We start from the raw sequence: 26,601 nt of genomic DNA, 5'->3' as shown, positions 1-26,601 counted from the left end.
GTCCTCACCGGCCTCCCGGCGCCGGGCGCGGCCGGCCTGGACCCCACCGACCTGGTGGTGCGCCAGACCGAGGTGCGCACCGTCTTCGGCGCTCCGCCCGCCGCCTGGGCCCACGCCGTACGCGCCTTCGACGCCGGGCTGCTGGACCTGCTGCCGCTGGTCACCCACCGCCTGCCGCTGGAGGGCTTCGCGGAGGCGATGGCGCCCGGCGCCGGGAAGGTACTGCTGCACCCGTAAGCGCGGCCGCTCCGGTCCCCGCCCGGCAGCCGGGCTCACCGGCGTGCTCCGCACCACCATCGGAAGGGAACCCCACCCATGCCCACCCGCAGACGAGCCGCCGCCCTGGCCGCCGTCCTCCTCATCGGCTCGCTCACCGCCTGTGGCCAGGAAGCCCGTGGCGGCAGCCGCTACCGGCCCGAAGCGGGCAAGGGCGGCACCATCGGCCTGGCGATGCCCACCAAGTCCTCCGAGCGGTGGATAGCCGACGGCAAGAACATGGCCGAGCAGTTCCGGAAGGCCGGGTACAAGACCGACCTCCAGTACGGCGACGACAAGGTCGAGAACCAGGTCGCGCAGATCGAGAACATGATCACCAAGGGCCACCGGCTGCTGGTGGTCGCGGCGATCAACGGCTCCGCGCTCACCGAGGTCCTCCAGCGCGCGCACGACGCGGGCATCCGCGTGATCTCGTACGACCGGCTCATCCTGGGCACGCCGTACGTCGACTACTACGCGTCCTTCGACAACGAGAAGGTCGGCCGCCTCCAAGGCCAGTACATACTCGATCAGTTGAAGCTCAAGAAGCCCGACAAGAACGCGGGCGAGCACTACAACATCGAACTGTTCGCCGGCTCGCCGAACGACAACAACACGAAGTACTTCTGGGGCGGGGCCATGAAGGTCCTCAAGCCCTACTTCGACTCCGGCCAGCTCGTCGTGCGCAGCAAGCAGACGCAGATGAACCAGGCGACCACGCAGGACTGGAACGGCGGCATCGCGCAGAAGCGCATGGACGACCTCATCAGCAAGAGCTACGGCGACGAGAAGGTCGACGCGGTCCTCTCGCCCTACGACGGGATGTCGCTGGGCATCATCTCCGCGCTGAAGAGCGCCGGTTACCGCGGCGATGACCTGCCGGTCGTCACAGGCCAGGACGCCGAACTGGCCTCGGTGAAGTCCATCGCCCGGGGCGAGCAGACCCAGACGGTGTTCAAGGACACCCGCAAGCTCGCCAAGCAGGCCGTCCAGATGGGCAACGCGGTGCTCACCGGCAAGAAGCCGGAGGTCAACAACACCAAGGACTACGACAACGGCAAGCGGATCGTCCCGGCCTACCTCCTCGACCCGGTCTCCGTCGACAAGTCCAACACCCGGCTCCTCGTGGACGAGGGGTACTTCACCACGGGACAGCTCAAGTGACGGGCCGTGACGCCACCTCGGCGCGTCCCGTGCTGGAGATGCGCGGCATCACCAAGACCTTTCCCGGCGTCACCGCCCTCTCCGAGGTGACCCTGACCGTGCGGGCCGGCGAGATCCACGCCATCTGCGGGGAGAACGGCGCGGGCAAGTCGACGCTGATGAAGGTCCTCAGCGGGGTGCACCCGCACGGCAGCTACGAGGGCGAGATCCGCTTCGAGGGCGAGCCGGTGGCCTTCAAGGACATCAACGCCAGCGAGCGGCGCGGCATCGTCATCATCCACCAGGAGCTGGCGCTCATCCCCTTCCTGTCGATCGCCGAGAACATCTTCCTCGGCAACGAGCAGGGCCGGCGCGGCATCATCGACTGGCCCACCACCCTCAGCGGCGCCGCCAAGCTGCTCAAGCGGGTCGGGCTGCGCGAGAACCCGCAGACCCCCGTCGCCGACATCGGCGTCGGCAAGCAGCAGCTCGTCGAGATCGCCAAGGCGCTGTCGAAGGAGGTGCGGCTGCTCATCCTCGACGAGCCGACCGCGGCCCTCAACGACGAGGACAGCGCCACCCTGCTGGCCCTGATCCGCGAGCTGCGCGACCAGGGCATCGCCTGCATCATCATCTCCCACAAGCTGAACGAGATCCGGGAGATCGCCGACGCGGTGACGATCCTGCGCGACGGCCGCACCATCGAGACGCTGCCCGTGCGGGAGAGCCCGGAGGCCCAGCCGGAGCTGCCCGAGGACCGCATCATCCGCGGCATGGTCGGGCGCGACCTGGACCACCGCTTCCCCGACCGCACCGCGTACGAGGGCGCGGACGCCGGGGAGATCGCCATGACCGTACGGGAGTGGACCGTGCGGCACCCGGTCGACCGGGCCCGCAAGGTCGTCGACGGCGCGTCGCTGACCGTACGGCGCGGCGAGATCGTCGGCATCGCGGGCCTGATGGGCGCGGGCCGCACCGAACTGGCGATGTCCGTCTTCGGCCGCTCGTACGGGATACACGAGGCCGGGACGGTCACGGTCGGCGGGCGCGAGGTGAACACGGCCACCGTGCCCGCTGCCATCGCCGCCGGGATCGCGTATGTCACCGAGGACCGCAAGCAGTACGGCCTGAACCTCATCGACACCATCCACCGCAACGTCTCGCTGGTCTCGCTGCGCGGCATGACGCGCCGGGGCGCCGTGGACGAACACCACGAGCGGTCCGTCGCCGAGCGCTACCGCACCTCGATGAACATCAAGGCGCCCACGGTCTTCGAGCAGGTGGGGCGGCTCTCCGGCGGCAACCAGCAGAAGGTCGTGCTCAGCAAGTGGATCCACGCCGACCCCGAGGTGCTGATCCTCGACGAGCCGACCCGCGGCATCGACGTCGGCGCCAAGTACGAGATCTACACCGTCATCGACCGGCTCGCGGCACAGGGCAAGGCGGTCCTCTTCATCTCCTCCGAACTGCCGGAGCTGCTCGGGATGTGCGACCGGATCTACACCATGGCCGAGGGCCGGCTGACCGGTGAGGTCGCCCGGGCGGACGCCACCCAGGAAGTCCTGATGCGCCAGATGACCAAGAACAGAAGCTGAGGCCCGCCATGACCACCACGACCACCCCGCCCACGGACTCCGACCCCGCGGTCCCGGCCACCGTCCGGTCGGCCGGCGCGGTGCTGCTGCAGAGCGTGCGGAACAACATGCGCCAGTACGGCATGCTCACCGCGCTGGCCTTCATCGTCGTGCTGTTCCAGATATGGACCGACGGCACGCTGCTGCTGCCGAACAACGTCTCCAACCTGATCCAGCAGAACAGCTACATCCTGATCCTGGCCATGGGCATGATGATCGTCATCATCGCGGGCCACATCGACCTGTCCGTCGGCTCACTGGTCGCCTTCGTCGGCGCCATGTCGGCGGTGATGATGGTCGAACAGAAGATGCCCTGGGTGCTCGCGCTGGTGATCTCGCTGCTGATCGGCGCGGTCGCGGGCGCGTGGCAGGGATTCTTCATCGCCTACGTCGGCATCCCCTCCTTCATCGTCACGCTGGCCGGCATGCTGCTCTTCCGCGGCCTGACGCAGATCGTCCTCGGCGGCCAGTCCCTCGCCCCGTTCCCCGAGGGCTTCCAGGGCCTCGCCAAGGGCTTCATCCCGGAGATGGGCCCGTACACCCAGTACCACAACCCCACCCTCGTCATCGGCCTGGTCACCGTGGTGTTCCTGCTGCTGCGCGAGTGGCGGGACCGGCGCCGCCAGCTCGCCCTGGACCTCGACGTGCTGCCGACCGGGCTGTGGGCCACGAAGTGCGTCGCGCTCACGGCGGCCGTCGTCGCCTTCACGCTGACCCTGGCGAGCTTCCACGGCGTGCCCGTGGTGATGCTCGTGATGTGCGCACTGCTCCTCGCCCTCGGCTACGTCATGCGCAACGCCGTGGTCGGCCGCCATGTGTACGCGCTGGGCGGCAACAAGGCGGCGGCGAAGCTGTCGGGCGTGAAGGACAAGCGCGTCACCTTCCTGGTGTTCGTGAACATGGGCGTACTGGCGGCGCTTGCGGGCTGCGTGTACGCGGCGCGGCTGAACGCGGGCACCACGCAGGCCGGCCTGAACTTCGAACTGGAGGCGATCGCCGCCTCGTTCATCGGCGGCGCCTCGATGAGCGGCGGCGTCGGCACGGTCATGGGTGCCATGATCGGCGGCCTCGTGCTCGGCGTCCTGAACAACGGCATGTCGCTCGTCGGTATCGGCACGGACTACCAGCAGGTCATCAAGGGCCTGGTGCTGCTCGCCGCCGTCGGCTTCGACATCTACAACAAGCGCAAGGCCGGTTCCTGATGGCCCAGGAGCCCGACCACACGAGGAGAGCGCGCATGACGACCAGCAGACGTACCGTGATGGCCGCGGCGGCGGCCGGACTGGCGGCGACCGCCGTCGGCGCCGGACCGGCCGCCGCCGCGGCGCCCGCCGCACGAGGCGGCCGCCCGCGCAAGGAACACTTCGGCACCCTCCCGGACGGCACCCGCGTCGACCGCTGGACCGTGGAGAACGGCGCCACCCGGCTGGGCGTGCTGTCCTACGGCGGCATCGTCCAGACCCTGGAGCTTCCCGACCGCCACGGCCGCCGGGCCAATGTGTCGCTCGGCTTCGGCGAACTCGCCCCCTACCTCACCGCCGGAACGTACTTCGGCGCCCTCATCGGCCGGTACGGCAACCGCATCGCCCGCGGCACCTTCACCCTCGACGGCCGGACGTACCAGCTGCCGGTCAACGACGGCCCGAACAGCCTGCACGGCGGCGACAAGGGCTTCGACAAGCGGGTGTGGGACGTCGAGCCGTACGTCGGCGGGGACGGCACCGGTCTCACCCTGCGGCGCGTCAGTCCGGACGGTGAGATGGGCTACCCCGGCACCCTGGCCGTCCGCGTCGACTACGTCCTCGACCGCCGCGGCGACCTGCGCATCGCGTACGAGGCCACGACGGACCGGGCCACCGTCGTCAACCTCACCAACCACACCTACTTCAACCTGGCGGGCGAGGGCAGCGGCGACGTCCTTGGCCACACCCTGCGGATCGCGGCCTCCCGGTACACGCCCGTCGACGACACACTGATCCCGACCGGCGCGCTGCCGAAGGTCGCGGGCACGCCCTTCGACTTCCGGCGGGCCAAGCCGATCGGCCAGGACATCCGCCAGGGCGATCAGCAGCTCGCCTTCGGCGGCGGCTACGACCACAACTTCGCGCTGGACAAGGGTGTGACGGCCACTCCCGAGCACGCGGTGACCCTGGCCCACCCGGCGTCCGGCCGCGTCATGGACATCGCCACCACCGAACCCGGCGTGCAGTTCTACAGCGGCAACGGGCTGGACGGGGCCCTGCGCGGCACCTCGGGCGCGCTCTACCGGCAGGGCGACGGCCTCTGCCTGGAGACCCAGCACTTCCCCGACTCGCCGAACCGGCCGTCCTTCCCGGCCACCGTGCTGCGCCCGGGGCAGACCTACCGGACGACGACCGTGCACCACTTCGGGGTGCGCTGAGGTGCGCTGAGACGGGGGCCATCGGGGAGAATGGCAGTTCGACGCGGGCGCGGCAGCGAGCCGCGCCCGTCCCCATGGCAGGAGAACGAACCGGATGCCCCCAGCCGACCTCAAGGCGGACTGCGCACAGTGCTTCGGCCTGTGCTGCGTCGCGCTGCCCTTCGCCGCGTCGAACGACTTCGCGGTGGACAAGGACGCCGGGACACCCTGCGCCAACCTCCGGGCCGACTTCCGCTGCGGCATCCACGCACAGCTGCGTGACAAGGGCTTCCGCGGCTGTACGGTCTTCGACTGCTTCGGCGCCGGGCAGCAGGTCTCGCAGGTGACCTTCGGAGGACAGGACTGGCGGCAGGCCCCGGGCACCGCCCGCCGGATGTTCGCCGTCTTCCCCGTGATGCGGCAGCTGCACGAACTGCTCGCGTACGTGACCGAGGCGCTGGACCGGCCCGAGGCGCGGCCCGTGCACGACGGGCTCCGCACGGCGCTGGCGGACCTGGAACGGCTCACGCTCAGCCCCGCCGACGTACTGGCGGAGCTGGACACCGAGGCGGTCCGCCAGGAGGTCAACGGGCTGCTCGTACAGGCCGGGGAGCTGGTACGGAACGCCGTACCCGGCAAGAAGCGGAACCACCGCGGCGCCGACCTCTTCGGCGCCCGGCTGCCGGGCGCGAACCTCAAGGGCGCCGGCCTGCGCGGCGCCTGTCTGGTGGCCGCCGACCTCACCGGCGCCGACCTGCGCTCGGCCGACCTGATAGGCGCGGACCTCCGGGACGCGGACCTCAGCGGCGCCGACCTGACCGGCGCCGTCTTCCTCACCCAGGCGCAGCTGAACGCGGCCAAGGGAGACGCGCGGACCGTACTGCCCGCCTCACTCGCCCGCCCCGCACACTGGCAGGGGTAGGCCGGTCCGGCGGGCCGGGCCTCAGGCCGTCAGCGCCGGCGCCGGGCACCGCAGCGTCTCCGCGTACCGCAGCGCCAGCAGGTGCGCCAGCTCCGGCGCCGGGCCCAGCACGTCGGCGAGCAGCTCGGCGCCCGCCTCCCGCGCCCCGGCCTCGATGCGGTCCGGCAGCCGGCCCGGCGCGATGACGTACGGCGCGACGGCGACCCGCGCGGCGCCCGCGGCCCGCAGTTCCCGCACGGCGTCCTCCGTACGGGGAAGGGATGCGGAGGCGAACGCAGGCCGCACGGCACACCAACCACTGGTGAGCCGCCACTCCCGCGCGATTTCAGCGATCACTGCGATCGCCTCCGGGTCTGAAGAGCCCGCCGAGGCCAGTACGACCCCGGTCGAGGCACGGTCGGCGGGGGCGAGCCCCGCCTCGGTGAGCCGCCGCTCCAGCGCGCCCATCAGCAGCGGCGCCGGACCGAGTACAGCCGCCTGCTGGACGGTCAGCCGGGGCAGCCGCGCGCAGGCCTCGCGCAGCACCGAGGGGATGTCGGTCTTGGCGTGGAAGGCGCGGTTGAGCAGCAGCGGCTGCGCCACCACCTCCCGTACGCCGTCCGCGTGCAGCCGCTCCAGCACCTGCGGCACGCTCGGCGCGTTGAAGTCCAGATAGCCGACCTCGACGCGCAGCTCCGGGTGGAGCGCCCGGACCCGCTCGCACAGCGCGCCGACGGTCGCCGCGTGCCGCGGGTCCCGGCTGCCGTGCGCGACGACCAGCAGCGCCGGCCGTTCGCGCAGCCCGCACCGCCCGGCGGCCGAGGCGGTGCCGGGGGTGGGGGCGAGCAGGTGGGGGCGCATGGCGGTTCCGTTCGGCGGGGGCGTCAGCGGGCGTTGGGGAGCAGTCCGCGGCTGCGCAGCACGCGGCGCTCGACGGGGGCGAAGATCAGCAGCTCGATGCCGATGCCGACGACCAGGATGAGCAGGATCGCGGCGAGCACGAGGGACATGTCCGAGCCGACCCGGCCCTGGTCCAGCAGCTGGCCCAGGCCCGCGCCCAGGTCCGGCGAGGTGGCGATCAGCTCGGCGGCCATCAGCGAGCGCCAGGAGAACGCCCAGCCCTGCTTGAGCCCCGAGAGGTACCCGGGCAGCGCGGCGGGCAGCAGCACGTGCCGTACGCCCCGCATCCCGGTCGCGCCGATCGTGCGGCCCGCGCGCAGGAAGAGCGGCGGGATCTGGTCCACGCCCGAGATCAGGCCGTTGGCGATGGAGGGCACGGCTCCCAGCAGCACGACCGCGTAGATCGTGGCATCGGTGATGCCGAACCAGATGATCGCGGCGGGCACCCAGGCCACCGACGGCAGCGACTGCAGGCCGGAGAGGATCGGGCCGATCGCCGCGCGCACCGGGCGGACCCGGGCCACCAGCAGGCCCAGCGGCGTGCCGATGACCAGCGAGGCGGCGAAGCCGAGCGCGCCGCGCGAGACGGACTGCCATACGTAGCCGAGGAGCGTGCCCTCCAGCCACTTCTCCCGCACCGAACCCCATACGTCCACGGGACTGGGCAGCTGGTAGTGCGGCTTGACCTCGAAGTGGTAGGCGAGCTGCCACAGGGCCAGCACGATCAGGACGGCGACGACGGGTGGCACGACCTTGGAGAGCAGCGTGCGCAGCACGGGCGGGCGGCTGACGACCTTCGTCTCCAGCGCGTCCAGCCCGGCCTCCAGGCCCGCGGTCTCGGCCCCGCGCGCGCCCGCCGCCTTGGCGTCGGCCGGGTTGCGGGTGTCGGTGGTGGTCTCAGTGCTGGCCATGGCGGCGGATCTCCCCACGGAGCTGTTCGGTGATCTCTACGGAGAGCTCGGCGACGGCGACGTCCTCGATGCGGCGCGGCTGCGGAATGTCCACGGTCCACTCCCGGGCGATCCGCCCGGGCCGCGAGGACAGCAGTACGACGCGCTGCGCGAGCCGTACGGCCTCGCGGACGTTGTGCGTGACGAAGAGGACGGAGAGGTTCGTCTCTTCCCAGATGCGGGTCAGCTCGTCGTGCAGCACGTCACGGGTGATGGCGTCCAGCGCGGCGAACGGCTCGTCCATCAGCAGCAGCCCGCTGTCCTGGGCGAGCGCGCGGGCCATCGCGACCCGCTGCCGCATGCCGCCGGACAGCTCGTGCACCCGCTTGCCGTACGCGCCCTTCAGCCGTACCAGCTCCAGCAGCCGTTCGGCCTCGTCGCGGCGGTCGGCGCGCGGCAACCCGCGCAGCTTCAGCGCCAGTTCGATGTTCTTGCCGGCGGTGAGCCAGGGGAAGAGCGCGTGCTCCTGGAACATCAGGGCGGGGCGGCTGCCGGGCACGTCGATGGTCCCGGCGGTCGGCCGGTCGAGCCCGGCGACGAGGTTGAGCAGCGTGGACTTGCCGCAGCCCGACGCGCCCAGGAGGCAGACGAACTCGCCCGGCGCGACATCGACCGTGATGTCGTCCAGTACGTGCTGCTGCGCGCCGGGGCGGCCGAAGGACTTCGAGACGTGGTCGATACGCGCCGCGTAGGACGTCGTCGCGTCCATGCCGGCCGTGGCGGCCTGCTGGCTGAGGGTAGGGGTCGTCATCGGTGTCACCTCCTGGGAACCGTGCGGATCGATCGGTTACTGCGCGCCGAGTCCGGCGGCGCCGACCGGGGGCCTGCCCTCGCCCTTGAGGACCTTGTTGAGCAGCCGCAGGTCGTAGATGCCGTGCAGGTCGGGCTTCTTGAGCAGCCCGGACGTGACCGCGTGCTGCGCCTCGTCCTTGAGGGTGGAGGCCAGCGGGTCGTCGGTGACCTCGACGTTACGGAAGGCGGAGTTGAGCACCTTGTCCGGCAGCCGGGTGCCGGACACCTTGGGGTCGGCGAGCGAGGCGTTGACCGCCTGGGCGGCCTCGCCCGGGTGGCCCTTGATCCAGTCGTTGGTCTTCACGGAGCCGCGCAGGACCGCCTCGACGGCCTTGGGGTGCTCCTTGAGGAACTTCTGGGAGACGATCATGTTCGTGATGACGAACTTGCCGTCCTTCCAGACCTGCTTCTCGTCCAGCAGCGTGCGGCCGCCCTCGGCAACCAGCTTGGACGCGGTCGGCTCGGGCACCCACGCGCCGTCCACGCCGCCCTGCCGGAAGGTGTTCGGGATCTCCTTGTTGTCCTGCCGGAGGACCCCGACCTCGCCCTTCCCGGTGTCCGGGTCGACCTGGTAACCCTTCTCGTGCAGGTAGTTCAGGAGCGCGACGTCCTGGGTGTTGCCGAGCTGCGGGGTGGCGATCCGCTTGCCCTTCAGGTCCTTCAGGGACTTGATCTTCTTCGGGTTCACCACGAGCGAGACGCCGCCGGAGGACGAGCCGCCGATGATCTTCAGGTTCTTGCCGTGCGACTGCACGTACCCGTTGATCGCGGGCGACGGGCCGATCCAGCCGATGTCGATGGTCCCCGAGTTCAGCGCCTCGATCTCCGACGGACCCGCGTTGAAGATGTACGGCTTGACCTGCGTGCCGCCCAGTTCCTTCTGGACGAAGCCCTTCTGCCGGTCCACCATCGGCGTCGCGTGCGTGACGTTCCCGAAGTACCCGATCCGTACCGAGCCCAGGCCGTCGGTCTTCGGGCCCTTCGCGGCCACCGGCTTGGTGCTCTTGGGTGCCTTGGACCCGTAACCGCAGGCCCCCAGCACTCCGATCAGCAGGGGCACGGTGGCGGCGGCCGCCAGCAGGCGGCGGGCGGGGCGTCGGGGGCGAGCGGCAGGCAGCACGGGAGGGGTTCCTCTCGGTGGGCCGGGGCGGTACGCGCCCTCGTCTAGGGCGCGCCCGGCAGGTCAGGTGATCTTCGGAAGGGTTCTGCGGGCAGGGCGGAGCGGAGCGGGGTCAGCGCACACATCGGCCGACTCCGCCCTGCCCGCTGCCGAGGGCGCCGCTGCCGATCCGGCCGCCCTCCTTCGCGAAGGTCGAGAACGCTTCCCCTGCCATGATCAGAAGTCCCAGTCCGCGTCGTCGTCCTGCTGGGCGCGCGCCGCCTCGGCGTCCTCGGCGAACGCCGTACCGGCCATGCCGGCGGTCAGCGTGGTGCCGTCGGACGGGTCGATGAGCAGGAAGGAGCCGGTACGCCGGGAGTCGGCGTAGGCGTCCACCGGCAGCGGCTCGGCGGTGCGGACCTTGATCCGGCCGATGTCGTTGGCGGCCAGCTCGCCCGGCGCCGGGTGCTGGGACAGGTCGTCCAGCGTGAGCCGGGAGCGGATCTCCTTGACGATGGCCTTGACCGTGCGGGTGGTGTGCTTGAGCAGCACCCGCTGGCCCTCGACCAGCGGCCGGTCCGCCACGTGGCAGATGGTCGCCTCGATGTCCTGCGAGACGGCGGGGGCCGCGGCGGTCGGGGCGATCAGGTCGCCGCGCGAGATGTCCAGGTCGTCGGCGAGCCGTACGGTCACCGACTGCGGGGCCCAGGCCACGTCCACGGACTCGCCCAGCGCGTCGATGCCCTCGATGGTGGACGTGGCGCCCGAGGGCAGCACGGTCACCTGGTCGCCGACGCGCAGGACGCCGGAGGCGATCTGGCCCGCGTAGCCGCGGTAGTCGGGGTGCTCGGCGGTCTGCGGGCGGATGACGTACTGCACCGGGAAGCGCGCCGGGTCCTCGGACGGGTCGGTGACGACCGGCACCGTCTCCAGGTGCTCCAGGACGGTCGGGCCGCCGTACCAGTCCATGTTGGCGGACGGCGTCACGACGTTGTCACCGGCCAGCGCCGAGATCGGGATCGCGGTGATCTCCGGGACGCCCAGCGAGGCGGCGTACTTCGTGAACTCCTCGGCGATGGCCGCGAAGACCGACTCCTGGTAGTCCACCAGGTCCATCTTGTTCACGGCCAGCACCACGTGCGGGACGCGCAGCAGCGCGGCGACGGCCGCGTGCCGGCGGGTCTGCTCGACGACGCCGTTGCGGGCGTCGACCAGCACCACGGCCAGCTCGGCGGTGGAGGCGCCGGTGACCATGTTGCGGGTGTACTGCACGTGGCCCGGGGTGTCGGCGAGGATGAACCGCCGCCGGGGCGTGGCGAAGTAGCGGTAGGCGACATCGATGGTGATGCCCTGCTCGCGCTCGGCCCGCAGCCCGTCGGTCAGCAGCGCCAGGTCCGGCGTCTCCTGCCCGCGGCCCAGCGACGCGCGCTCCACGGCCTCCAGCTGGTCGGCCAGTACCGACTTGGAGTCGTGCAGCAGCCGCCCGACCAGGGTGGACTTGCCGTCGTCCACCGAACCGGCGGTGGCGAACCGCAGCAGCGAGGTCGCGCCGGCGTCGATGACGCCGTCAGTAACAGTGCTCATGGTTAGAAGTACCCCTCGCGCTTACGGTCCTCCATGGCGGCCTCGGACATCTTGTCGTCGGCCCGCGTGGCGCCCCGCTCGGTGAGCCGGGAGGCGGCGATCTCCGCGATCACGGCGTCGTTGTCGGCCGCGTCGGAGTCGACGGCGCCGGTGCAGGACATGTCGCCGACGGTGCGGTAGCGCACCAGCCGCTTCTCGACCCGCTCGCCCTCCTTGGGGCCGCCCCACTCGCCCGGCGCCAGCCACATGCCGTCGCGGGCGAAGACCTCGCGCTCGTGCGCGTAGTAGATCGCGGGCAGCTCGATCTTCTCGCGGCCGATGTACTGCCACACGTCCAGCTCGGTCCAGTTGGAGAGCGGGAAGACCCGGACGTGCTCACCGGGGGAGTGCTTGCCGTTGTACAGCTGCCACAGCTCGGGGCGCTGCCGGCGCGGGTCCCAGCCGCCGAACTCGGTCCGCAGGGAGAAGACGCGCTCCTTGGCGCGGGCCTTCTCCTCGTCCCGGCGGCCGCCGCCGAAGACCGCGTCGTAGCGGCCCTTGTCGATGGCGTCCAGCAGCGGGACGGTCTGCAGCGGGTTGCGGGTGCCGTCCGGGCGCTCGCGCAGCTCACCGCGGTCGATGAAGTCCTGTACGGAGGCGACGTGCAGCCGCAGCCCGTGCCGCTCGACCGTGCGGTCGCGGTACTCCAGGACCTCCGGGAAGTTGTGGCCGGTGTCCACGTGCAGCAGGGAGAACGGCACCTGCGCCGGCGCGAACGCCTTCAGCGCCAGGTGCAGCATGACGATGGAGTCCTTGCCGCCCGAGAAGAGGATCACCGGGCGCTCGAACTCGCCCGCCACCTCGCGGAAGATGTGGACCGCCTCCGACTCCAGCGCGTCCAGGTGGGACAGCGCGTACGGAGAGTCGTCGCCCTCCGGGGTCGGGCCGGTACCGGTGATGGCCGTTGCCGTCGTCATGCCAGTCCCCTTTCGGTGAGCAGCGCGTGCAGCGCCGCCGCGGACTCCTGCACGGTCTGGGTGTGCGACTCGATCCGCAGATCGGGCGACTCGGGAGCCTCGTACGGGTCGTCGACGCCGGTCAGCCCGGAGATCTCGCCCGCCGCCTGCTTGGCGTACAGGCCCTTCACATCGCGCTCGGAGCACACCTCGACGGGCGTCGCCACATGCACTTCGATGTACGCGGTGCCCTCGGTCTGGTGGCGCTTGCGCACCGCCTCCCGGCTGTCCGCGTACGGCGCGATCACCGGCACCAGTGCCTTGACGCCGTTGCTGGCCAGCAGCTCGGCGACGAAGCCGATGCGCTGGACGTTGGTGTGCCGGTCCTCCCGGCTGAAGCCGAGGCCCGCGGAGAGGAACTCCCGGATCTCGTCGCCGTCGAGCACCTCGACGCGGTGGCCCTCGCCGCGCAGCTTCCCGGCCAGTTCGTGCGCGATGGTCGTCTTGCCCGCGCTCGGCAGACCGGTCAGCCAGATCGTGGCGCCCGTCATGGATATCTCCTGAGTGTCCGTCATCGTGCGTACCGCGCTATCCGTGCAGTCCGCACTCGGTCTTGTTGCTGCCGGCCCAGCGGCCGGCCCTGGCGTCCTCGCCCGCCAGCACGCGCCGCGTGCAGGGGGCGCAGCCGACCGAGGCGTAGCCGTCCTGGAGCAGCGGGTTGGTGAGCACGCCGTGCTCGTTGACGTAGGCGTCCACGTCGGCCTGCGTCCACTTCGCGATCGGCGAGACCTTCACCTTCCGCCGCTTGGGGTCCCAGCCGACGACCGGGGTGTTCGCCCGGGTGGGCGACTCGTCCCGGCGCAGGCCCGTCGCCCACGCGTCGTACGCGGTCAGGCCCTCTTCGAGCGGCTTGACCTTGCGCAGCGCGCAGCATAGGTCGGGGTTGCGGTCGTGCAGCTTCGGCCCGTGCTCGGCGTCCTGCTCGGCCACCGTCTGACGCGGCGTCAGGGTGATGACGTTGACGTCCATCACCGCGGCGACCGCGTCACGGGTGCCGAGGGTCTCCGGGAAGTGGTAGCCGGTGTCCAGGAAGACCACCTCCACGCCGGGGAAGGCGCGCGAGGCCAGGTGCGCGACGACCGCGTCCTCCATCGAGGAGGTGACGCAGAAGCGCGGCCCGAAGGTCTCGGCGGCCCACTTGAGGATCTCCAGTGCCGAGGCGTCCTCCAGGTCGCGGCCCGCCTGCTCGGCGAGCGCCTGAAGGTCGGCTCCGGTGGTAGCGGTGGTCACGACTCACCTCCGTCGGAAGGGGACTTGCCGGTGACGCCCTGGGTCAGCAGACCCAGGAACTTCAGCCGGAAAGCACGGCTGCAGGACCGGCATTCCCAGGCCCCATGGCCTTCTTCCGAAGGCCGCAGGTCCTCGTCCCCGCAGTACGGGCAGAAGAACGGCGCGGCGCGCTCACTCACTTCAACGCACCCTCTTCGGCGCGGGCCGCCCACTGGGCGAACCGCTCGCCGTCGGTGCGCTCCGCCTCGAAGTTGCGCAGCACCCGCTCGACGTAGTCGGGGAGCTCGTCGGCGGTGACCTTCAGGCCGCGGACCTTGCGGCCGAAGCCGGCCTCCAGGGCCAGCGCGCCGCCCAGGTGCACCTGGTAGCCCTCGACCTGGTTGCCGTCGTCGTCCAGGACCAGCTGGCCCTTGAGACCGATGTCCGCGGTCTGGATACGGGCGCAGGCGTTCGGGCAGCCGTTGAGGTTGATGGTGACGGGCTCCTGGAACTCCGGCATCCGGCGCTCCAGCTCGTCGATGAGGGACGCGCCGCGGCCCTTCGTCTCGACGATGGCGAGCTTGCAGAACTCGATGCCGGTGCAGGCCATCGTGCCGCGCCGGAACGGCGAGGGCTTGACCTGGAAGTCCAGCGCCTCCAGGCCGGCGACCAGCGAGTCGACCTGGTCCTCGGCCACGTCGAGGATGATCATCTTCTGCTCGACGGTGGTGTTCAGCCGGTCCGAGCCGTGCTCGCCGGCCAGCTCGGCGATCTTGGTGAGGGTCTTGCCGTCGACGCGGCCGACGCGCGGTGCGAAGCCCACGTAGAAGCGGCCGTCCTGCTGCCGGTGCACGCCGATGTGGTCGCGCCACTTCGAGGACGGCGCCTCGGGCGCCGGGCCGTCGATCAGCTTGCGCTGGAGGTACTCGTCCTCCAGCACCTGCCGGAACTTCGCCACGCCCCAGTCGGCGACCAGGAACTTCAGGCGGGCGCGGTTGCGCAGCCGCCGGTAGCCGTAGTCACGGAAGATGCCGACGACACCGGCCCACACGTCCGCGACCTCGTCCAGCGGCACCCAGGTGCCCACGCGCTGGGCGAGCTTGGGGTTGGTGGACAGGCCGCCGCCGACCCAGAGGTCGAAGCCGGGGCCGTGCTCCGGGTGGTTGACGCCGACGAACGCCACGTCGTTGATCTCGTGGACCACATCCTGGACAGGGGATCCCGAGATCGCGGTCTTGAACTTGCGCGGCAGGTTGGAGAACTCCTTGCTGCCGATGTAGCGCTCGTGGATCTCGTCCACGGCCGGGGTGCCGTCGATGATCTCGTCGGCGGCGATGCCGGCCACCGGGGAGCCGATGATCACGCGCGGGCAGTCGCCGCACGCCTCGGTCGTGGACAGCCCGACGCTCTCCAGCTTCTCCCAGATCGCGGGGACGTCCTCGATGCGGATCCAGTGCAGCTGGATGTTCTGCCGGTCGGTGATGTCCGCGGTGCCGCGGGCGTACTGCTCGGAGACCTCGCCGATGGCGCGCAGCTGCGGAACGGTCAGCCGGCCGCCGTCCACCCGCACGCGCAGCATGAAGTACTTGTCGTCCAGCTCCTCCGGCTCCAGGACCGCGGTCTTGCCGCCGTCGATGCCGGGCTTGCGCTGGGTGTAGAGGCCCCACCAGCGCATTCGTCCGCGCAGGTCGTTGGGGTCGATCGAGTCGAAGCCGCGCTTGGAGTAGATCGTCTCAATGCGTGTCCGCACATTGAGACCGTCGTCGTCCTTCTTGAACTGCTCGTTGCCGTTGAGCGGAGTGAAGTGACCAACGGCCCACTGGCCCTCACCGCGGTGGCGTCCGGCCTTGCGGCGGGTCGTGGCGGGGCGTTCCGGAGTGGCGGCCATGGTGATACGTCCTTCTCGGCGGCTGCAGGGGATGCGGTTTCAGGCAGGGGTGCACCCACTGTGACCTGCGAAGACGTGCCGGATCGCGACGCGTGGCAGCGCGCCTTGGCATGACTTGCCGGATCAGGGGTGGCCGCACGTCCGCGACGATGGGGACGGCGGGAAAGTCGGTGGAGCTGGGTGCTGTCAGGGGCTACGGGTCTTGGGTCGCCGACCCCTGTGGGTACAGCGTCAGCGCGCCTGACAGATGGCGCTGGACACGCGCGCAAGGTCGACGTGGCGCCGACTCACCAAGGCAATTCCAGCTCGAGACATGACGGAAGCGTGTCACGACGGTCTTGGACCAGTCCACCGTCGTCCGAAATATGGACGAGGATGTCTCGTAGAGCGAGACGATGTGTCGCCGGTCACGTTCCGCTTCGGGTGGCCGGCGACCAGGGTGCCGTGCGAAGGGGGACCTTGGAGCCTATGTCCGGACCCCGGTCAGGCGCCCGGCCACGGGCCCGGCGCCGCCGCCTCGGGCTCCTCCGTCACGGTCGTGTCGTACACCCGGAACCCGCGGCGCTGGTAGTTGGCCATCGCATACTCGCCGTCCTTGCTGCAGGTGTGCACCCACACCCGCTTCGTCCGCTCGCACTCCGGCCGGCGATCGGCCAGGTCCCAGGCGCGCGCGATGCCGTACGAGAGCAGGTGGCCGCCGATCCGCCGGCCGCGGAACGCCGGGATCAGGCCGAAGTAGACGATCTCCACCGACGCGTCCGGCCGGGCCTGCAGCTCGATGAACCCGGCCGGCGTCCCCCGCTCGTACGCCACCCAGGTCTCCGTGCCCGGCCGCGCGAGGTGCTCCCGCCACTCCGCGTACGTCCACGGCAGCCGGTCCGTCCAGGTCACGTCCCCGCCCACCGCCGTGTACAGGAACCGGCTGAACTCGGGCAGCGGCGTCCCGGACAGGACGATCCGTACCTCCTGCCCCGCGGGCGGCTCGGCGGCGGGCACGAGGTCCGCCGGGGAGGTCTGCTCCAGGTACCAGGTGGTGACAGTCTCGGTCATGGCCGTCACCCAATCATGCGGCGCGACGGCCCGGGTCTCCGGTACCGGCTCACGCCCGGGCCGCGACCACCGCGGGGGCCGTGGAGTGGGGGAGCAGGTCGGCGGCGCGGGGCGGGCGTCGGAGGTCGAGGTGGACCTCGTCGGCGAAGCGGTACGGGCGGTGCGCGAGGACGCAGCCGAGGGTGCGGCGCAGCCGGGAGAGTTCCGCGCGGACCGTCGCCGTGCGGCGGGCGTCGCCGAAGAGGTCGCGGGCCAGCTGCGCCGACGTGCGGCCCTCTGGGTGGACGGCGAGGGTGAAGAGCAGCTCGGCGTGGCGCGGGCTCAGCTCGTGCGTCCAGCTGCCGGCCGGGCCGCCCACCGTCACCGTCCAGCCGGCCCGGCCGCTGAGGTCCAGCACCACCCGGCTCGGCGCGGGGCCCGGCGGCCCGTCCTCCCCGATCCGTACCAGCCAGCCGCCCGGCAGCGGCTCCAGCGCGCAGGCGCCGTACCGCGGCAGCCACAGCGGCCCTGCCTGCGGCGACCTGGGCAGCGCGATCCGCGTGGGCGGCGCCGTGCCGGTGGCCGCTGCCGTCCAGCCGTCCCGGTCCACCGCCAGCGCCCGCCCGCCGAGCCGGGCGAGCAGCGGCGCGGCGCTCGTCCGCAGCCGGTCCAGCGCGGCCAGGTGCGCGGTGCGCTGCTCGCACTCGGCGAGCCGGGCGACCGCCGAGACCAGCGAGAGCGTGGTGGGGTGGAAGGAGTGCGCCGGGCCGCTGAGGTCCACCACGCCCAGCAGCCGCCCGTCGCGCGGGTCGTGCAACGGCGCCCCGGCACACGTCCACTGGTGGTGGGTACTGACATAGTGCTCGGCGGAGTGCACGAGGACGGGCTCGCGGGTCACCAGAGCGGTCCCGATGCCGTTCGTGCCGACCACGTCCTCCGTCCATGTCGCGCCCGGTTCAAATCCGTGCCGGTCGGCCATCCGGCGCACCGGCGCCGCGCCCTCGCGCCACAGCACCCGGCCCTCGGCGTCGCTGACCACCAGGATCTGCTGCGCGGCGTCCGCGGCCGGGAGGAGGTGGGCGTGCAGTACCGGCAGCAGCCGCAGCAGCTGTGAGCGGTGCCGGCGCTCCTCCAGCTCGGCCAGCGACAGCGGCCGCGCGCGGCGGTCCCGGTCCGGGTCGAGGCCGGTGCCGATGACGCGCCGCCAGGATTCTCCGATCACGCTACGGGGGCCGTCGGGCGGTTCGTCCCCCGCGAGGGTGGCCTCCCGTACGGAAGCGAGCCGGCGGGCCGCTTCCCGGGAGTCCAGCGCCGCTGCCAGGACGGGGGTCCGGGTCCTGTCGTGGTGCCGTGTGCTCAACGTCGCTCCGCTTGTGCTGTTTTGGTGAATCGCCGCGGCCCATCGTGCCGGGGCCGGAGCCCGGCGGAGTGCGGAATCGGCAGATCCGTTGCAACGTCGTGCAACGGTTGCCGCTCCCGATATGACCGGAAAGGCTGGGCGCGAGCCGTTTCCGTACGCCGGGGGCCGGGCCTCCGTACCGGGCCCGCCCGCGCAACGGCCGGCCACCCCCCGCCGGAAGCGGTGCCGAGTCGGCGCGGCACCGCTTCCGCGCGGCGGCCGCCGGGCCCGGTCCCCGTACGCGGCGCCACGTCATGGGCCGTTGCCGCCCCGCCGGATACGGTGGCGAGGTGCAGCCAGCGAACGAACCAGCCGAGCACCCCACGGGCCGTCTGCACAGGGCTCGCGTCCTGTACCGCCATGTATCCAAACGACGCCTCGGGTGGCTGCTGCTCAAGGACACCGTGCATTCCTGCGTGGAGTACCGCGTCACCGGCCTCGCCGCCGAAGCCGCCTTCTTCTGCCTGCTCTCGCTGCCCCCGCTGTTCCTCGGTCTCCTCGGGCTGCTGGGCTATCTGGAGCCGTGGATCGGCCACGACACGATCGACACCATCCGGCAGAACATCCTCACCGCGTCCGCGACCGTGCTGTCCGACAAGGGCGTCGACGAGATCGCCCGGCCGCTGCTGGACGACATCTTCCGCGGCGGCCGCCCCGACGTCATCTCCCTCGGCTTCGCCATCGCCCTGTGGTCGGGCTCCCGCGCCCTGAACGTCTTCGTCGACACCATCACGATCATGTACGGCCTGGAGGGCAAGCGCGGCATCGTCGCCACCCGCCTGCTGGCGTTCTTCCTCTACCTCGTCGCCCTCGTGCTCGGCGCGATCGCGCTGCCCCTGATGGTCGCGGGCCCGGACACCGTCGTCCATCTGCTGCCGTCCAGCGAGGACGTCATCAGGGCGCTGTACTGGCCGGTCGTCCTGCTGGTCTCGGTCGCCTTCCTGACCACGCTGTACCACGTGTCCGTACCGGTCCGCTCGCCCTGGCAGGAGGACATCCCCGGCGCGGTGGTCGCGCTCGCGATGTGGCTGCTGGGCAGCCTGCTGCTGCGCGTCTACCTCGCCTCGACGGTCGAGGGCCCGACGATCTACGGCTCGCTCGCCGCGCCCGTCGCGGTCCTGCTGTGGATCGGCGTCTCGGCCTTCGCGGTGCTGGTCGGCGCGGCGGTCAACGCGGCGCTGGACCGGGTCTGGCCCTCGCTCGCCACCGCGGCCGGCCGCGCGGAGCGCGAGGCGCGCCGCCGCGCGGAGGCCGAACCGCTGCGCGCCGCCCGGGAGGAGGCCGAGCGGGCGAACGAACTGGAGGACGGGGGCGGGGAAGTGGGCGACGGCGTGGGCGGTACCGAGGTCGGGGGCGGTACCGCTGACGGACCGGCTGCCGGGCCGGAGCAGGGGCCGGGGCCGGGGCCGGAGCCGGAACCGGGGCCGAAGAAGGAGGAGTGACGGCGCGCGGCGCTCCCGGGGCGGTTCACCGCCGCTCGGGCACGGCGCCGAGGGCGCCTCACCGCCGCTCGCCGAACACCCGCCGGTACGCGCCGGGCGTGGTGCCCAGCGCCGCGCGGAACCGGCGCCGCAGATTGACCGCCGAGGAGAGCCCGACCCGCGCGGCGACCGCCTCCACCGCGAGGTCGGTCTCCTCCAGCAGCACCCGCGCCGCGTCGATGCGCCGGGCCAGCAGCCACTGCCCGGGGCTGACGCCGAGCTGCTCGGCGAACCGGCGCGCGAGCGTCCGCTCCGACAGCCCGGCCCGCTCGGCCAGCCGGGCCACGCTCAGCCCGCCGTCCAGCCGGCTCAGCGCCCACTCCAGTACCGGTGCCAGCGACGCGTCCGCGCGGGCCGGGGCCGCGGGCTCCGCCGCGTACTGCAGCTGGCTGCCCTCCCGGTGCGGCGGCAGCACCATGCTGCGGGCGATCGCGGCGGCGTACGCGGCGCCGCGGTCCTGACGGACGAGGTGCAGGCACAGGTCGATGCCGGCGCCGCTGCCCGCGCTGGTCGCCACGTCCCCGTGGTCCACGTACAGCACGTCCGCCTCGACCCGTACGGCCGGGAACTCGGCGGCCAGCCGCGCGGTGCGCCGCCAGTGCGTGGTCGCGCTGCGGCCGTCCAGCAGCCCGGCCTGGGCCAGCGCGAACGCGCCGCTGCAGATGCTCGCGATCCGCGCGCCCCTGCGGTGCGCCGCCCGCAGCGCATCACGCACGGCGGGGGAGGCGGGCACGCCGGTCGGCAGCCAGCCCGGTACGAGCACGGTGTCGGCGTTTTCCAGCGCGCCGAGCCCGGCCTCGACGAGCATCGTGTACCCGGCGGTGGTGCGCAGCGGCCCCGGGCGCTCGGCGCAGACGGAGAAGTCGTAGGGCGGGGCTGTGCCGTCCCGGGGCGCGCCGAACACCTCGGCGGCACCGGCGAGTTCGAAGGCGCCTTGCGGCTCGCGCAGCAGGGCCACGACGCGGTGCGGGGTCATGACAGAAAAGTACCCGACGATGTCTTTCCTGACTCTCCTCCGGTGCTGCGCTTCCGGCAAGGCTTGAGCCATGAGCGAGCAGAGCGAAGCGCAAGAGCTGAAGACCGTGCTGCACATCGACGACGCGGAGACACAGGAAGTCGGCCCCGGCATCGTGCGGCGCCGGCTGCAGCGGACCGAGTACGCCCGCGGCTGGCTGATCGACTTCGCGCCGGGCGCGGAGTGGCCCGTGGTGGACCACCACGCCGCCGAGGAGCGGTACTACGTGCTGAGCGGGGAGGTCATCGAGGGCGAGGAGCGCCACGGGCCGGGCGCCTACGTGGTGTTCGCGCCGGGCAGCAGCCACCGGCCACGCACGGAGGTGGGAGCGCAGATCCTTGGGATCACCGTCCGGGCACCCCGATGAATGCGGTGCGGCGCCGACGGCCGGAAGCCGTCGGCGCCGCACCGGCGTCGGCCGTCGTCAGATCAGGTCCATCGCCGCCACCTCGTCCGGGCGGCCGTAGCTGACCGGGCCCTGGAAGCGGTGCCGGGCGGTGGCGAACCACCACACCGTGGCGATGATCAGCACCGCCGCGAGCGCGATCGGCGCGTAGTTGAACGACCCTGGCGTGATCGGGGACGCCTGCGGCAGCATGAACAGCACGTTGCTCAGCACGATCCAGACCACCGCGACCGCCGCGACGGGCTTGCCCCAGCGGCCCAGGTTCCACGGCCCCGGCTCGAAGGTGTCCAGCCGCAGCCGCAGGAAGATCGGCACGCCGTACGCGAGGAAGAGCCCGACGACGTTGACGCTGACGATGGCGGTGAAGGCGGTGTGCGACCACCAGCCGGGGATCACCAGCACCAGCGAGCAGGCGGCGGCGAGCCAGACCGCCTTGACGGGCGTACGGGTGCGCGCGGAGACCGAGTGCCACCAGCGCGAGCCGGGCATCGCGCCGTCCCGCGAAAAGGCGAAGATCTGCCGGGTGTTGCTGGTCATATTGGCCAGTCCGCAGAAGAGCATCGCGCCGATGACGATCAGCAGCAGGAACTTGGCGGTGCCGGTGCCGAGCGCGTCGATGAGAATCTGTACGGGCGGTGCGTCAGCGCTCGCCTCCGCTGCGTAATCGCGTATCGCGTAGACCAGGGCGAGCATCAGGATCAGGCCGGCGACGGCGGAGTAGCCGATCGCCCGCATGATTCCCTTCGGCGCGTTGACGGTCGCGCCCACCGTTTCCTCCGACATGTGGAAACTGCCGTCGAATCCGGTGAACGTCCAGCTGGTGACGAGCAGGCCCAGCAGTGCGCCGTAAAGCCCGTTGGTGAAGCCGGTGTTGTTGGCGAAATGCGTCACGAACGAGGCCGACTGGTGGTGTTCGGGCAGCACGGTCAGGGCCACGACGATGACCACCATGCCGACCAGCAGCCACCACACCGAGATGCGGTTCAAGATGGCGACCAGATGCACGGTGTAGGTGTTGGCCAGCGCCTGGACCAGCAGGATCGCCGCCGTGATGAGGACCGTGCGCTGCTCGGAGACCTGATAGGACGGCCACTGCATCGCGAGGAACGCCTGGATGAAGGTGGCCGCCGCATAACCGGTGGCGGCCGTTCCGCCGACCTGTCCCACGAAATTCAGCCAGCCCGTGTACCAGGACCAGGCGCCGCGGTGCCGTTTGGCGAGCTTGCCCGCGGAGAAATACAGCGCGCCGCTGGTGGGATAGGCGGAGGTGATTTCCGCCATCGAGGCGCCGATGAACAGTACGAGAATGGATACGGCGATCCAGCCGAACACCAGAATCCGGGGCCCGCCGGCATTCATGCCGAAGCCGAAGGACGAAAAAATCCCGGATATGATGTTGATGATCGTGAAGGATATGGCGAAATTGTCGAATGCGCGGAATCTCCGGGTGAGTTTCCGGGGATATCCCATGGCGTGCAGGGTCGCGTCATCGTCCAGCGTGGGGGGCTGCTCCTCCCGCTTGCGGGCGCGCACCCGGGCGAGAAATGCGGAATCGGACACGGACGAACCTTTCCGGTGACGGTCAGTGAGGTGTCGGTGCGATGTGGGGGGAACGGCGCTCATCCCGTGTCGGGAGCGTGCGGGACGGGGAGCCCGCACCGGCGCCGGGCCCTGCTCAGCTGCTCGGCCGGGTCGCCGAACGCGCTCCAGGGCATCCGCGAGGCGTACGGGCCCATGGCCGTGAAGACCGCCCGCGCCTCGAACTCGTGGCGCGCCATGCACAGCGCGTGCGCCAGATACGCCAGGTCCAGCACGGGCGTGAAGCGGTAGCCGGCCACCTCCGGCAGCCAGTGCTGGTAGATCCGCAGCGCGGTCTGCCGCCACTGCGGCTGCTCCCACGTGCGGTCGGCGAGCGGCGCGCCCGGGTCGTACTCCTCGACCACCGCCACCAGCGGCAGCAGCCGCAGCGCCGAGGTGGCCGGGGCGCGCTGCGCGAGGAACGCGGCGACGTCCCAGGCGGCGCCCGCCGACCCGCCGTGCCGCGCGAAGAAGCACGCAAGGAAGCGGTGGTGCGCCTCGCGGTGCCAGGGGTCCAGCCGCAGGATGTGCGAGAACAGCGACCAGGGGCCGGGCGGCGCGGTGATGAGGCCCTCCGGCGCCGGGTCGAGGTGGCGCTGGAAGCGGGCCAGCGAGAGCCTGGCGGCCCACGGCGTCGGGTCCTGCGGCGCGAGTTCGGCCGCCCGGTCGCAGGCGGCGAGCGCTATTCGGCCCAGTGCGGTGGCGTGCCGGTCCTGCGCGTCGGCGGCGCGGGAGGCGCGCAGCGCCGCGACCCGCGCCCACAGCAGCGCGGCCTCGGTGCCCGGCTCCTCGGCGAGCCAGCGCTCGGTCAGATCCGAATCGGCCGCCTCGGAGGCCAGTACCAGGGAACGGTGCGCCCGTACGCCGAAATCGTCGCGGCTCTCCTTCAGGACCTCCCGGGCGCTGAAGTAGCGCCCGGCCCGCACATCCACGCAGGCACTCGCCAGCCGCCGGTCATCGGCCGCCGGATGCCATACGTACTGCCCTTCGAACAGGCCAGCGGCCATGCTGCGTGCCGTTCCTTCCCCCGTAATCGGTGATGGCGAATTCGGCCGGAAATCCCCGGGGCTCCGGCTGACGCCACACCTTACTCAGGTGCCACACGGACCGAAAGCAGGCACTCGAGCAACTAAATTTCGCCGGCTGATTGTCGACAGATTTTCAGTAACGGGAGGTGATGGGGTAGGTGACGGGATACCAAAAACCGTTGGCGGCGGCGTGTGCGGCCGCTCTAGGCTGTGGACGTACGAGATCGCCGACGAACGATCCGACGAACGAGGAGGTGTGGACCGATGGCTGTCACTGCGCTGGGCGCTGCCCGCATCCAGAAGATCATCCATCCCACCTCCGTGGTCCCCGGCTGACCTCAACTCCGCTTCGGTGCGCCCGAGTTGCGCGCCCACCGCCGGGACCACCCGCTTCGAAGGGTCATCCCGTTGTCCGACATCCCGTCCGACATCACCACCGCGCACCCGCTCGCCGCCTACGGCTGGGACGAGGGGTACGCGCGGGAGTTCACCCCGTACGCCGAGCAGGGCCTGCTGCCCGGCCGCCTGGTCCGCATCGACCGCGGCCGGGTGGACGCCGTCGTGCCCGGCGACGACGGCGGCGTCCGTACCGTCCTCGCGGGCACCGCGCTCGTGGCCACCGGCGACCCGCTCAAGGTGCCGTGCACCGGCGACTGGGCCGCGATCGATCCCGGCAGCGGGCCGGACGCCGTCGTCCGCGCGCTGCTCCCGCGGCGCACCGCACTGGTGCGGTCCGCCTCCTCCAAGCGCTCCGAAGGCCAGATCCTGGCCGCCAACGTCGACCACGCGGTCGTCGCCGTCTCCCTCGCCGAGCAGCTCGACCTGGGACGCGTGGAACGCTTCGTGTCCCTGGCGTGGGAGAGCGGCGCCACCCCCGTCGTGGTGCTGACCAAGGCGGACCTGGTGCCGGACGGGGCGGGCCTGGCCCATCTCGTCGCCGACACCGAGACCGTCGCACCCGGCGTGCCGGTACTGGCGGTGAGCGCGGCGACCGGCGCAGGCCTGGACGTCCTCGCCGCGGTGCTGGCCGGCGGCACCTCCGTCCTGCTCGGCCGGTCCGGCGCGGGCAAGTCCACCCTGGCCAACGCGGTGATCGGCGCCGACGTCCAGGACGTGCACGCCGTACGGGACCGGGACGGCAAGGGGCGGCACACCACGACCACCCGCGACCTGCTGGTGCTGCCCGGCGGGGGAGTGCTGATCGACACCCCCGGGCTGCGCGGCGTCGGCATGTGGGACGCCGAGGACGGGCTCGCCCGCACCTTCACCGATGTCGAGGAGCTGGCCGCGCGCTGCCGCTTCCACGACTGCGCGCACACCGCCGAGCCCGGGTGCGCGGTGCTGGCGGCCGTGGAAGCGGGCGACCTGCCGCAGCGCCGCCTGGACAGCTACCGCAAGCTGCTGCGCGAGAACCAGCGCATCGTCGCCAAGACCGACGCCCGGCTCCGCGCCGAGCTGCGCCGGGACTGGAAGCAGAAGCAGGCGCTCGGGCGGCACATGGGGGAGCGGAAGCGGGGGCCGCGCGGGTAGCCGGCCGGTCCGGGCCGCCCGCCCCGCGGCGGGCGGCCCGGACGCCGCGGCCTGCCTGCGCGCGGTCCGGAGGCGCGTACCGCTCGCGGGCCGGCCCGAGCGCCATGTCCGATTTCCGCCGGAAGCCGCCCTCCCCATGCCGCACACTGGACTGCGTGAGGGACGAAAGCAGCAGGTACGAGGCGGTGGCGAGCCGGGACGCGCGCTTCGACGGAGAATTCTTCTTCGCCGTGGTGACGACCGGCATCTACTGCCGCCCGAGCTGCCCCGCGGTCACCCCGAAGCGGGCCAACGTGCGGTTCTTCCCGTCCGCTGCCGCCGCCCAGGGCGCCGGGTTCCGGGCCTGCCGCCGCTGCCGCCCGGACGCCGTCCCCGGCTCGGCCGACTGGAACGTCCGCGCCGACCTGGTGGGCCGCGCGATGCGCTTCATCGGCGACGGCGTCGTCGACCGCGAGGGCGTCGCGGGCCTCGCCGCGCGGCTCGGCTACAGCGCCCGCCAGGTGCAGCGCCAGCTCACCGCCGAGCTGGGCGCAGGCCCTGTCGCCCTGGCCCGCGCCCGCCGCGCGCACACCGCGCGCATCCTGCTCCAGACCACCGGCCTGCCGGTCACCGAGCTGGCCTTCGCCGCCGGCTTCGCCAGCGTGCGGCAGTTCAACGCGACGATGCGGGAGATCTACGGCAGCACTCCCAGCGAGCTGCGCGCCGCGGCACGCGGCCGTACCTCGCGCGGGGAGCACGGCACCCCCGGCGGCATCCCGCTGCGGCTCGCCTTCCGGGGCCCGTACGCGGCCCGGGAGATCTTCGACGACCTCGGGGCGGCGGCCGTGCCGGGCGTCGAGGAGGTCATCGGCGTCCCCGGGGACCGTACGTACCGCCGCACGCTGCGCCTCACGTACGGCACCGCCGTCGCCGAGGTCGGCGAACGGCTCGGCGGGCCCGGCGGACCGGCCCGCTCCGGCTGGCTCGACTGCCGGCTGCACCTCACCGACCTGCGCGACCTGCCCACCGCGAACCAGCGGCTGCGCCGCCTGTTCGACCTGGACGCCGATCCGTACGCGGTCGCCGCCCGCCTGTCGGCCGACCCGCTGCTCCGGCCGCTGGTCGCAGCCCGCCCCGGGCTGCGCTCGCCGGGCGCGGCCGATCCGGCGGAGCCGGCGGTACGGACCGTACTCGGCGGGCCACCGGAGCGCGCCGCCGCCCTTGTACGTGCGTACGGCAAGCCGCTGGACACCCCCGACGGCACGCTGACCCACCTCTTCCCGACCCCGGAGGAGCTGACCGGCGCGGCTCCGGGCGATGAGCTGCTCGGCGAGGGCCTGCGGGCGCTGTGCGCGGCGCTGGCCGACGGCACGGTAGACCTCGAAGCGGGCGCCGACCGGGACGCCGCCGAGCAGGCCCTCGCCGC

Annotated in this window: 25 protein-coding genes and 1 pseudogene; 10 read left to right on the top strand and 16 right to left on the bottom strand. The window is 72.0% G+C overall.

Annotated features, from left to right (window positions below; genetic code table 11):
- The 6 genes and pseudogenes from ABT381_RS24655 to ABT381_RS24630 all read left to right on the top strand — a co-directional run.
- Nucleotides 1–237, top strand: a pseudogene (locus tag ABT381_RS24655) (dehydrogenase); the annotation flags it as partial.
- A 78-nt stretch (nt 238–315) separates the two neighbouring features.
- The gene (gene chvE, locus ABT381_RS24650) at nt 316–1,419 is read left to right on the top strand and encodes a multiple monosaccharide ABC transporter substrate-binding protein (protein ID WP_351598316.1); all 1,104 of its coding nucleotides are present in this window, start codon (nt 316–318) and stop codon (nt 1,417–1,419) included.
- 38 nt (nt 1,420–1,457) lie between these two features.
- Nucleotides 1,458–2,993 (top strand): multiple monosaccharide ABC transporter ATP-binding protein, encoded by a 1,536-nt coding sequence (gene mmsA / locus ABT381_RS24645; protein WP_351598326.1) that lies wholly within the window; start codon nt 1,458–1,460, stop codon nt 2,991–2,993.
- 8 nt (nt 2,994–3,001) lie between these two features.
- The gene (gene mmsB / locus ABT381_RS24640) at nt 3,002–4,234 is read left to right on the top strand and encodes a multiple monosaccharide ABC transporter permease (RefSeq protein WP_351598313.1); all 1,233 of its coding nucleotides are present in this window, start codon (nt 3,002–3,004) and stop codon (nt 4,232–4,234) included.
- A gap of 35 nt (nt 4,235–4,269) precedes the next feature.
- A complete protein-coding gene (locus ABT381_RS24635; RefSeq protein ID WP_351598310.1) occupies nt 4,270–5,433 on the top strand; it encodes an aldose epimerase family protein in 1,164 nt (387 codons plus the stop codon).
- Nucleotides 5,434–5,527: 94 nt separating this feature from the next.
- Nucleotides 5,528–6,334, top strand: coding sequence for a pentapeptide repeat-containing protein (locus ABT381_RS24630; RefSeq protein WP_351598307.1), 807 nt, complete (start codon nt 5,528–5,530; stop codon nt 6,332–6,334).
- A gap of 21 nt (nt 6,335–6,355) precedes the next feature.
- Here the strand turns inward: ABT381_RS24630 and ABT381_RS24625 are convergent, their stop codons facing one another.
- The 13 genes from ABT381_RS24625 to ABT381_RS24565 form a co-directional block, all read right to left on the bottom strand.
- Nucleotides 6,356–7,114: a sirohydrochlorin chelatase gene (locus ABT381_RS24625; protein ID WP_351598323.1), complete on the bottom strand. Its 759-nt coding sequence runs from the start codon at nt 7,112–7,114 to the stop codon at nt 6,356–6,358.
- A gap of 83 nt (nt 7,115–7,197) precedes the next feature.
- Nucleotides 7,198–8,124 carry an ABC transporter permease gene (locus ABT381_RS24620; protein WP_351598305.1) on the bottom strand — a complete coding sequence of 309 codons (927 nt, stop codon included), beginning with the start codon at nt 8,122–8,124 and terminating at the stop codon, nt 7,198–7,200.
- Nucleotides 8,111–8,914 (bottom strand): ABC transporter ATP-binding protein, encoded by an 804-nt coding sequence (locus ABT381_RS24615; RefSeq protein ID WP_351598302.1) that lies wholly within the window; start codon nt 8,912–8,914, stop codon nt 8,111–8,113. Before ABT381_RS24615 ends, ABT381_RS24620 begins: the two co-directional genes overlap by 14 nt.
- A 36-nt stretch (nt 8,915–8,950) precedes the next feature.
- Nucleotides 8,951–10,072: an aliphatic sulfonate ABC transporter substrate-binding protein gene (locus ABT381_RS24610; protein ID WP_467754206.1), complete on the bottom strand. Its 1,122-nt coding sequence runs from the start codon at nt 10,070–10,072 to the stop codon at nt 8,951–8,953.
- Nucleotides 10,073–10,291: 219 nt separating this feature from the next.
- A complete protein-coding gene (locus ABT381_RS24605; RefSeq protein ID WP_351598296.1) occupies nt 10,292–11,638 on the bottom strand; it encodes a sulfate adenylyltransferase subunit 1 in 1,347 nt (448 codons plus the stop codon).
- 2 nt (nt 11,639–11,640) lie between these two features.
- Nucleotides 11,641–12,594 (bottom strand): sulfate adenylyltransferase subunit CysD, encoded by a 954-nt coding sequence (gene cysD / locus ABT381_RS24600; protein WP_351598293.1) that lies wholly within the window; start codon nt 12,592–12,594, stop codon nt 11,641–11,643.
- Entirely contained in the window at nt 12,591–13,148 is a 558-nt protein-coding gene (cysC, locus tag ABT381_RS24595) for an adenylyl-sulfate kinase (protein WP_351598290.1), read from the bottom strand. Before cysC ends, cysD begins: the two co-directional genes overlap by 4 nt.
- A 13-nt stretch (nt 13,149–13,161) precedes the next feature.
- Nucleotides 13,162–13,863: a phosphoadenylyl-sulfate reductase gene (locus ABT381_RS24590; protein ID WP_351598287.1), complete on the bottom strand. Its 702-nt coding sequence runs from the start codon at nt 13,861–13,863 to the stop codon at nt 13,162–13,164.
- Nucleotides 13,860–14,042, bottom strand: coding sequence for an eL43 family ribosomal protein (locus tag ABT381_RS24585; RefSeq protein ID WP_351598284.1), 183 nt, complete (start codon nt 14,040–14,042; stop codon nt 13,860–13,862). Before ABT381_RS24585 ends, ABT381_RS24590 begins: the two co-directional genes overlap by 4 nt.
- Complete coding sequence (locus ABT381_RS24580; protein WP_351598281.1) at nt 14,039–15,730, bottom strand: nitrite/sulfite reductase; 1,692 nt, start codon at nt 15,728–15,730, stop codon at nt 14,039–14,041. The genes ABT381_RS24585 and ABT381_RS24580 overlap by 4 nt, the downstream gene beginning before the upstream one ends.
- Before the next feature lie 231 nt (nt 15,731–15,961).
- Nucleotides 15,962–16,045, bottom strand: a complete 84-nt coding sequence (locus ABT381_RS24575) for a putative leader peptide (RefSeq protein WP_351598321.1) — start codon at nt 16,043–16,045, stop codon at nt 15,962–15,964.
- Nucleotides 16,046–16,213: 168 nt separating this feature from the next.
- Nucleotides 16,214–16,780, bottom strand: a complete 567-nt coding sequence (locus tag ABT381_RS24570) for a GNAT family N-acetyltransferase (protein WP_351598279.1) — start codon at nt 16,778–16,780, stop codon at nt 16,214–16,216.
- 49 nt (nt 16,781–16,829) lie between these two features.
- Nucleotides 16,830–18,119 carry a GAF domain-containing protein gene (locus ABT381_RS24565; protein ID WP_351598276.1) on the bottom strand — a complete coding sequence of 430 codons (1,290 nt, stop codon included), beginning with the start codon at nt 18,117–18,119 and terminating at the stop codon, nt 16,830–16,832.
- Between the two features lie 329 nt (nt 18,120–18,448).
- Between ABT381_RS24565 and ABT381_RS24560 the strand changes: the two genes are divergently transcribed.
- Nucleotides 18,449–19,600 (top strand): YihY/virulence factor BrkB family protein, encoded by a 1,152-nt coding sequence (locus tag ABT381_RS24560; RefSeq protein WP_351598273.1) that lies wholly within the window; start codon nt 18,449–18,451, stop codon nt 19,598–19,600.
- A gap of 58 nt (nt 19,601–19,658) precedes the next feature.
- Here ABT381_RS24560 and ABT381_RS24555 read toward each other — a convergent pair whose 3' ends face one another.
- Complete coding sequence (locus ABT381_RS24555) at nt 19,659–20,615, bottom strand: GlxA family transcriptional regulator (RefSeq protein WP_351598271.1); 957 nt, start codon at nt 20,613–20,615, stop codon at nt 19,659–19,661.
- A gap of 70 nt (nt 20,616–20,685) precedes the next feature.
- On the opposite strand from ABT381_RS24555, the gene ABT381_RS24550 reads away from it, so the two are divergent.
- Complete coding sequence (locus ABT381_RS24550; RefSeq protein WP_351598268.1) at nt 20,686–21,021, top strand: cupin domain-containing protein; 336 nt, start codon at nt 20,686–20,688, stop codon at nt 21,019–21,021.
- A 57-nt stretch (nt 21,022–21,078) separates the two neighbouring features.
- On the opposite strand, the gene ABT381_RS24545 is transcribed toward ABT381_RS24550, so the two are convergent.
- Both ABT381_RS24545 and ABT381_RS24540 read right to left on the bottom strand, forming a co-directional pair.
- Nucleotides 21,079–22,530, bottom strand: a complete 1,452-nt coding sequence (locus tag ABT381_RS24545; protein ID WP_351598319.1) for an amino acid permease — start codon at nt 22,528–22,530, stop codon at nt 21,079–21,081.
- Nucleotides 22,531–22,679: 149 nt separating this feature from the next.
- Complete coding sequence (locus ABT381_RS24540) at nt 22,680–23,645, bottom strand: serine/threonine-protein kinase (RefSeq protein ID WP_351598265.1); 966 nt, start codon at nt 23,643–23,645, stop codon at nt 22,680–22,682.
- A 429-nt stretch (nt 23,646–24,074) separates the two neighbouring features.
- Between ABT381_RS24540 and rsgA the strand changes: the two genes are divergently transcribed.
- The gene (gene rsgA / locus ABT381_RS24535; RefSeq protein ID WP_351598262.1) at nt 24,075–25,196 is read left to right on the top strand and encodes a ribosome small subunit-dependent GTPase A; all 1,122 of its coding nucleotides are present in this window, start codon (nt 24,075–24,077) and stop codon (nt 25,194–25,196) included.
- Between the two features lie 104 nt (nt 25,197–25,300).
- Nucleotides 25,301–26,601: bifunctional transcriptional activator/DNA repair enzyme AdaA (locus ABT381_RS24530; RefSeq protein ID WP_351598259.1), on the top strand; the 1,301-nt coding region annotated here is incomplete at its 3' end.

Source organism: Streptomyces sp. NPDC000151, assembly GCF_040301705.1.
GTDB lineage: Bacteria > Actinomycetota > Actinomycetes > Streptomycetales > Streptomycetaceae > Streptomyces.
Note: the sequence above shows the minus strand (reverse complement) of the source record. Positions and strands in the feature narration are given on the sequence as shown.

Coding starts and splice junctions, on each gene's coding strand:
- chvE (WP_351598316.1), top strand. CDS start 316: ATGCCCACCCGCAGACGAGCCGCCGCCCTGGCCGCCGTCCTCCTCATC.
- mmsA (WP_351598326.1), top strand. CDS start 1,458: ATGCGCGGCATCACCAAGACCTTTCCCGGCGTCACCGCCCTCTCCGAG.
- mmsB (WP_351598313.1), top strand. CDS start 3,002: ATGACCACCACGACCACCCCGCCCACGGACTCCGACCCCGCGGTCCCG.
- ABT381_RS24635 (WP_351598310.1), top strand. CDS start 4,270: ATGACGACCAGCAGACGTACCGTGATGGCCGCGGCGGCGGCCGGACTG.
- ABT381_RS24630 (WP_351598307.1), top strand. CDS start 5,528: ATGCCCCCAGCCGACCTCAAGGCGGACTGCGCACAGTGCTTCGGCCTG.
- ABT381_RS24620 (WP_351598305.1), bottom strand. CDS start 8,124: ATGGCCAGCACTGAGACCACCACCGACACCCGCAACCCGGCCGACGCC.
- ABT381_RS24615 (WP_351598302.1), bottom strand. CDS start 8,914: ATGACGACCCCTACCCTCAGCCAGCAGGCCGCCACGGCCGGCATGGAC.
- ABT381_RS24605 (WP_351598296.1), bottom strand. CDS start 11,638: ATGAGCACTGTTACTGACGGCGTCATCGACGCCGGCGCGACCTCGCTG.
- cysD (WP_351598293.1), bottom strand. CDS start 12,594: ATGACGACGGCAACGGCCATCACCGGTACCGGCCCGACCCCGGAGGGC.
- cysC (WP_351598290.1), bottom strand. CDS start 13,148: ATGACGGACACTCAGGAGATATCCATGACGGGCGCCACGATCTGGCTG.
- ABT381_RS24580 (WP_351598281.1), bottom strand. CDS start 15,730: ATGGCCGCCACTCCGGAACGCCCCGCCACGACCCGCCGCAAGGCCGGA.
- ABT381_RS24575 (WP_351598321.1), bottom strand. CDS start 16,045: ATGTCTCGAGCTGGAATTGCCTTGGTGAGTCGGCGCCACGTCGACCTT.
- ABT381_RS24570 (WP_351598279.1), bottom strand. CDS start 16,780: ATGACCGAGACTGTCACCACCTGGTACCTGGAGCAGACCTCCCCGGCG.
- ABT381_RS24555 (WP_351598271.1), bottom strand. CDS start 20,615: ATGACCCCGCACCGCGTCGTGGCCCTGCTGCGCGAGCCGCAAGGCGCC.
- ABT381_RS24550 (WP_351598268.1), top strand. CDS start 20,686: ATGAGCGAGCAGAGCGAAGCGCAAGAGCTGAAGACCGTGCTGCACATC.
- ABT381_RS24545 (WP_351598319.1), bottom strand. CDS start 22,530: ATGGGATATCCCCGGAAACTCACCCGGAGATTCCGCGCATTCGACAAT.
- ABT381_RS24540 (WP_351598265.1), bottom strand. CDS start 23,645: ATGGCCGCTGGCCTGTTCGAAGGGCAGTACGTATGGCATCCGGCGGCC.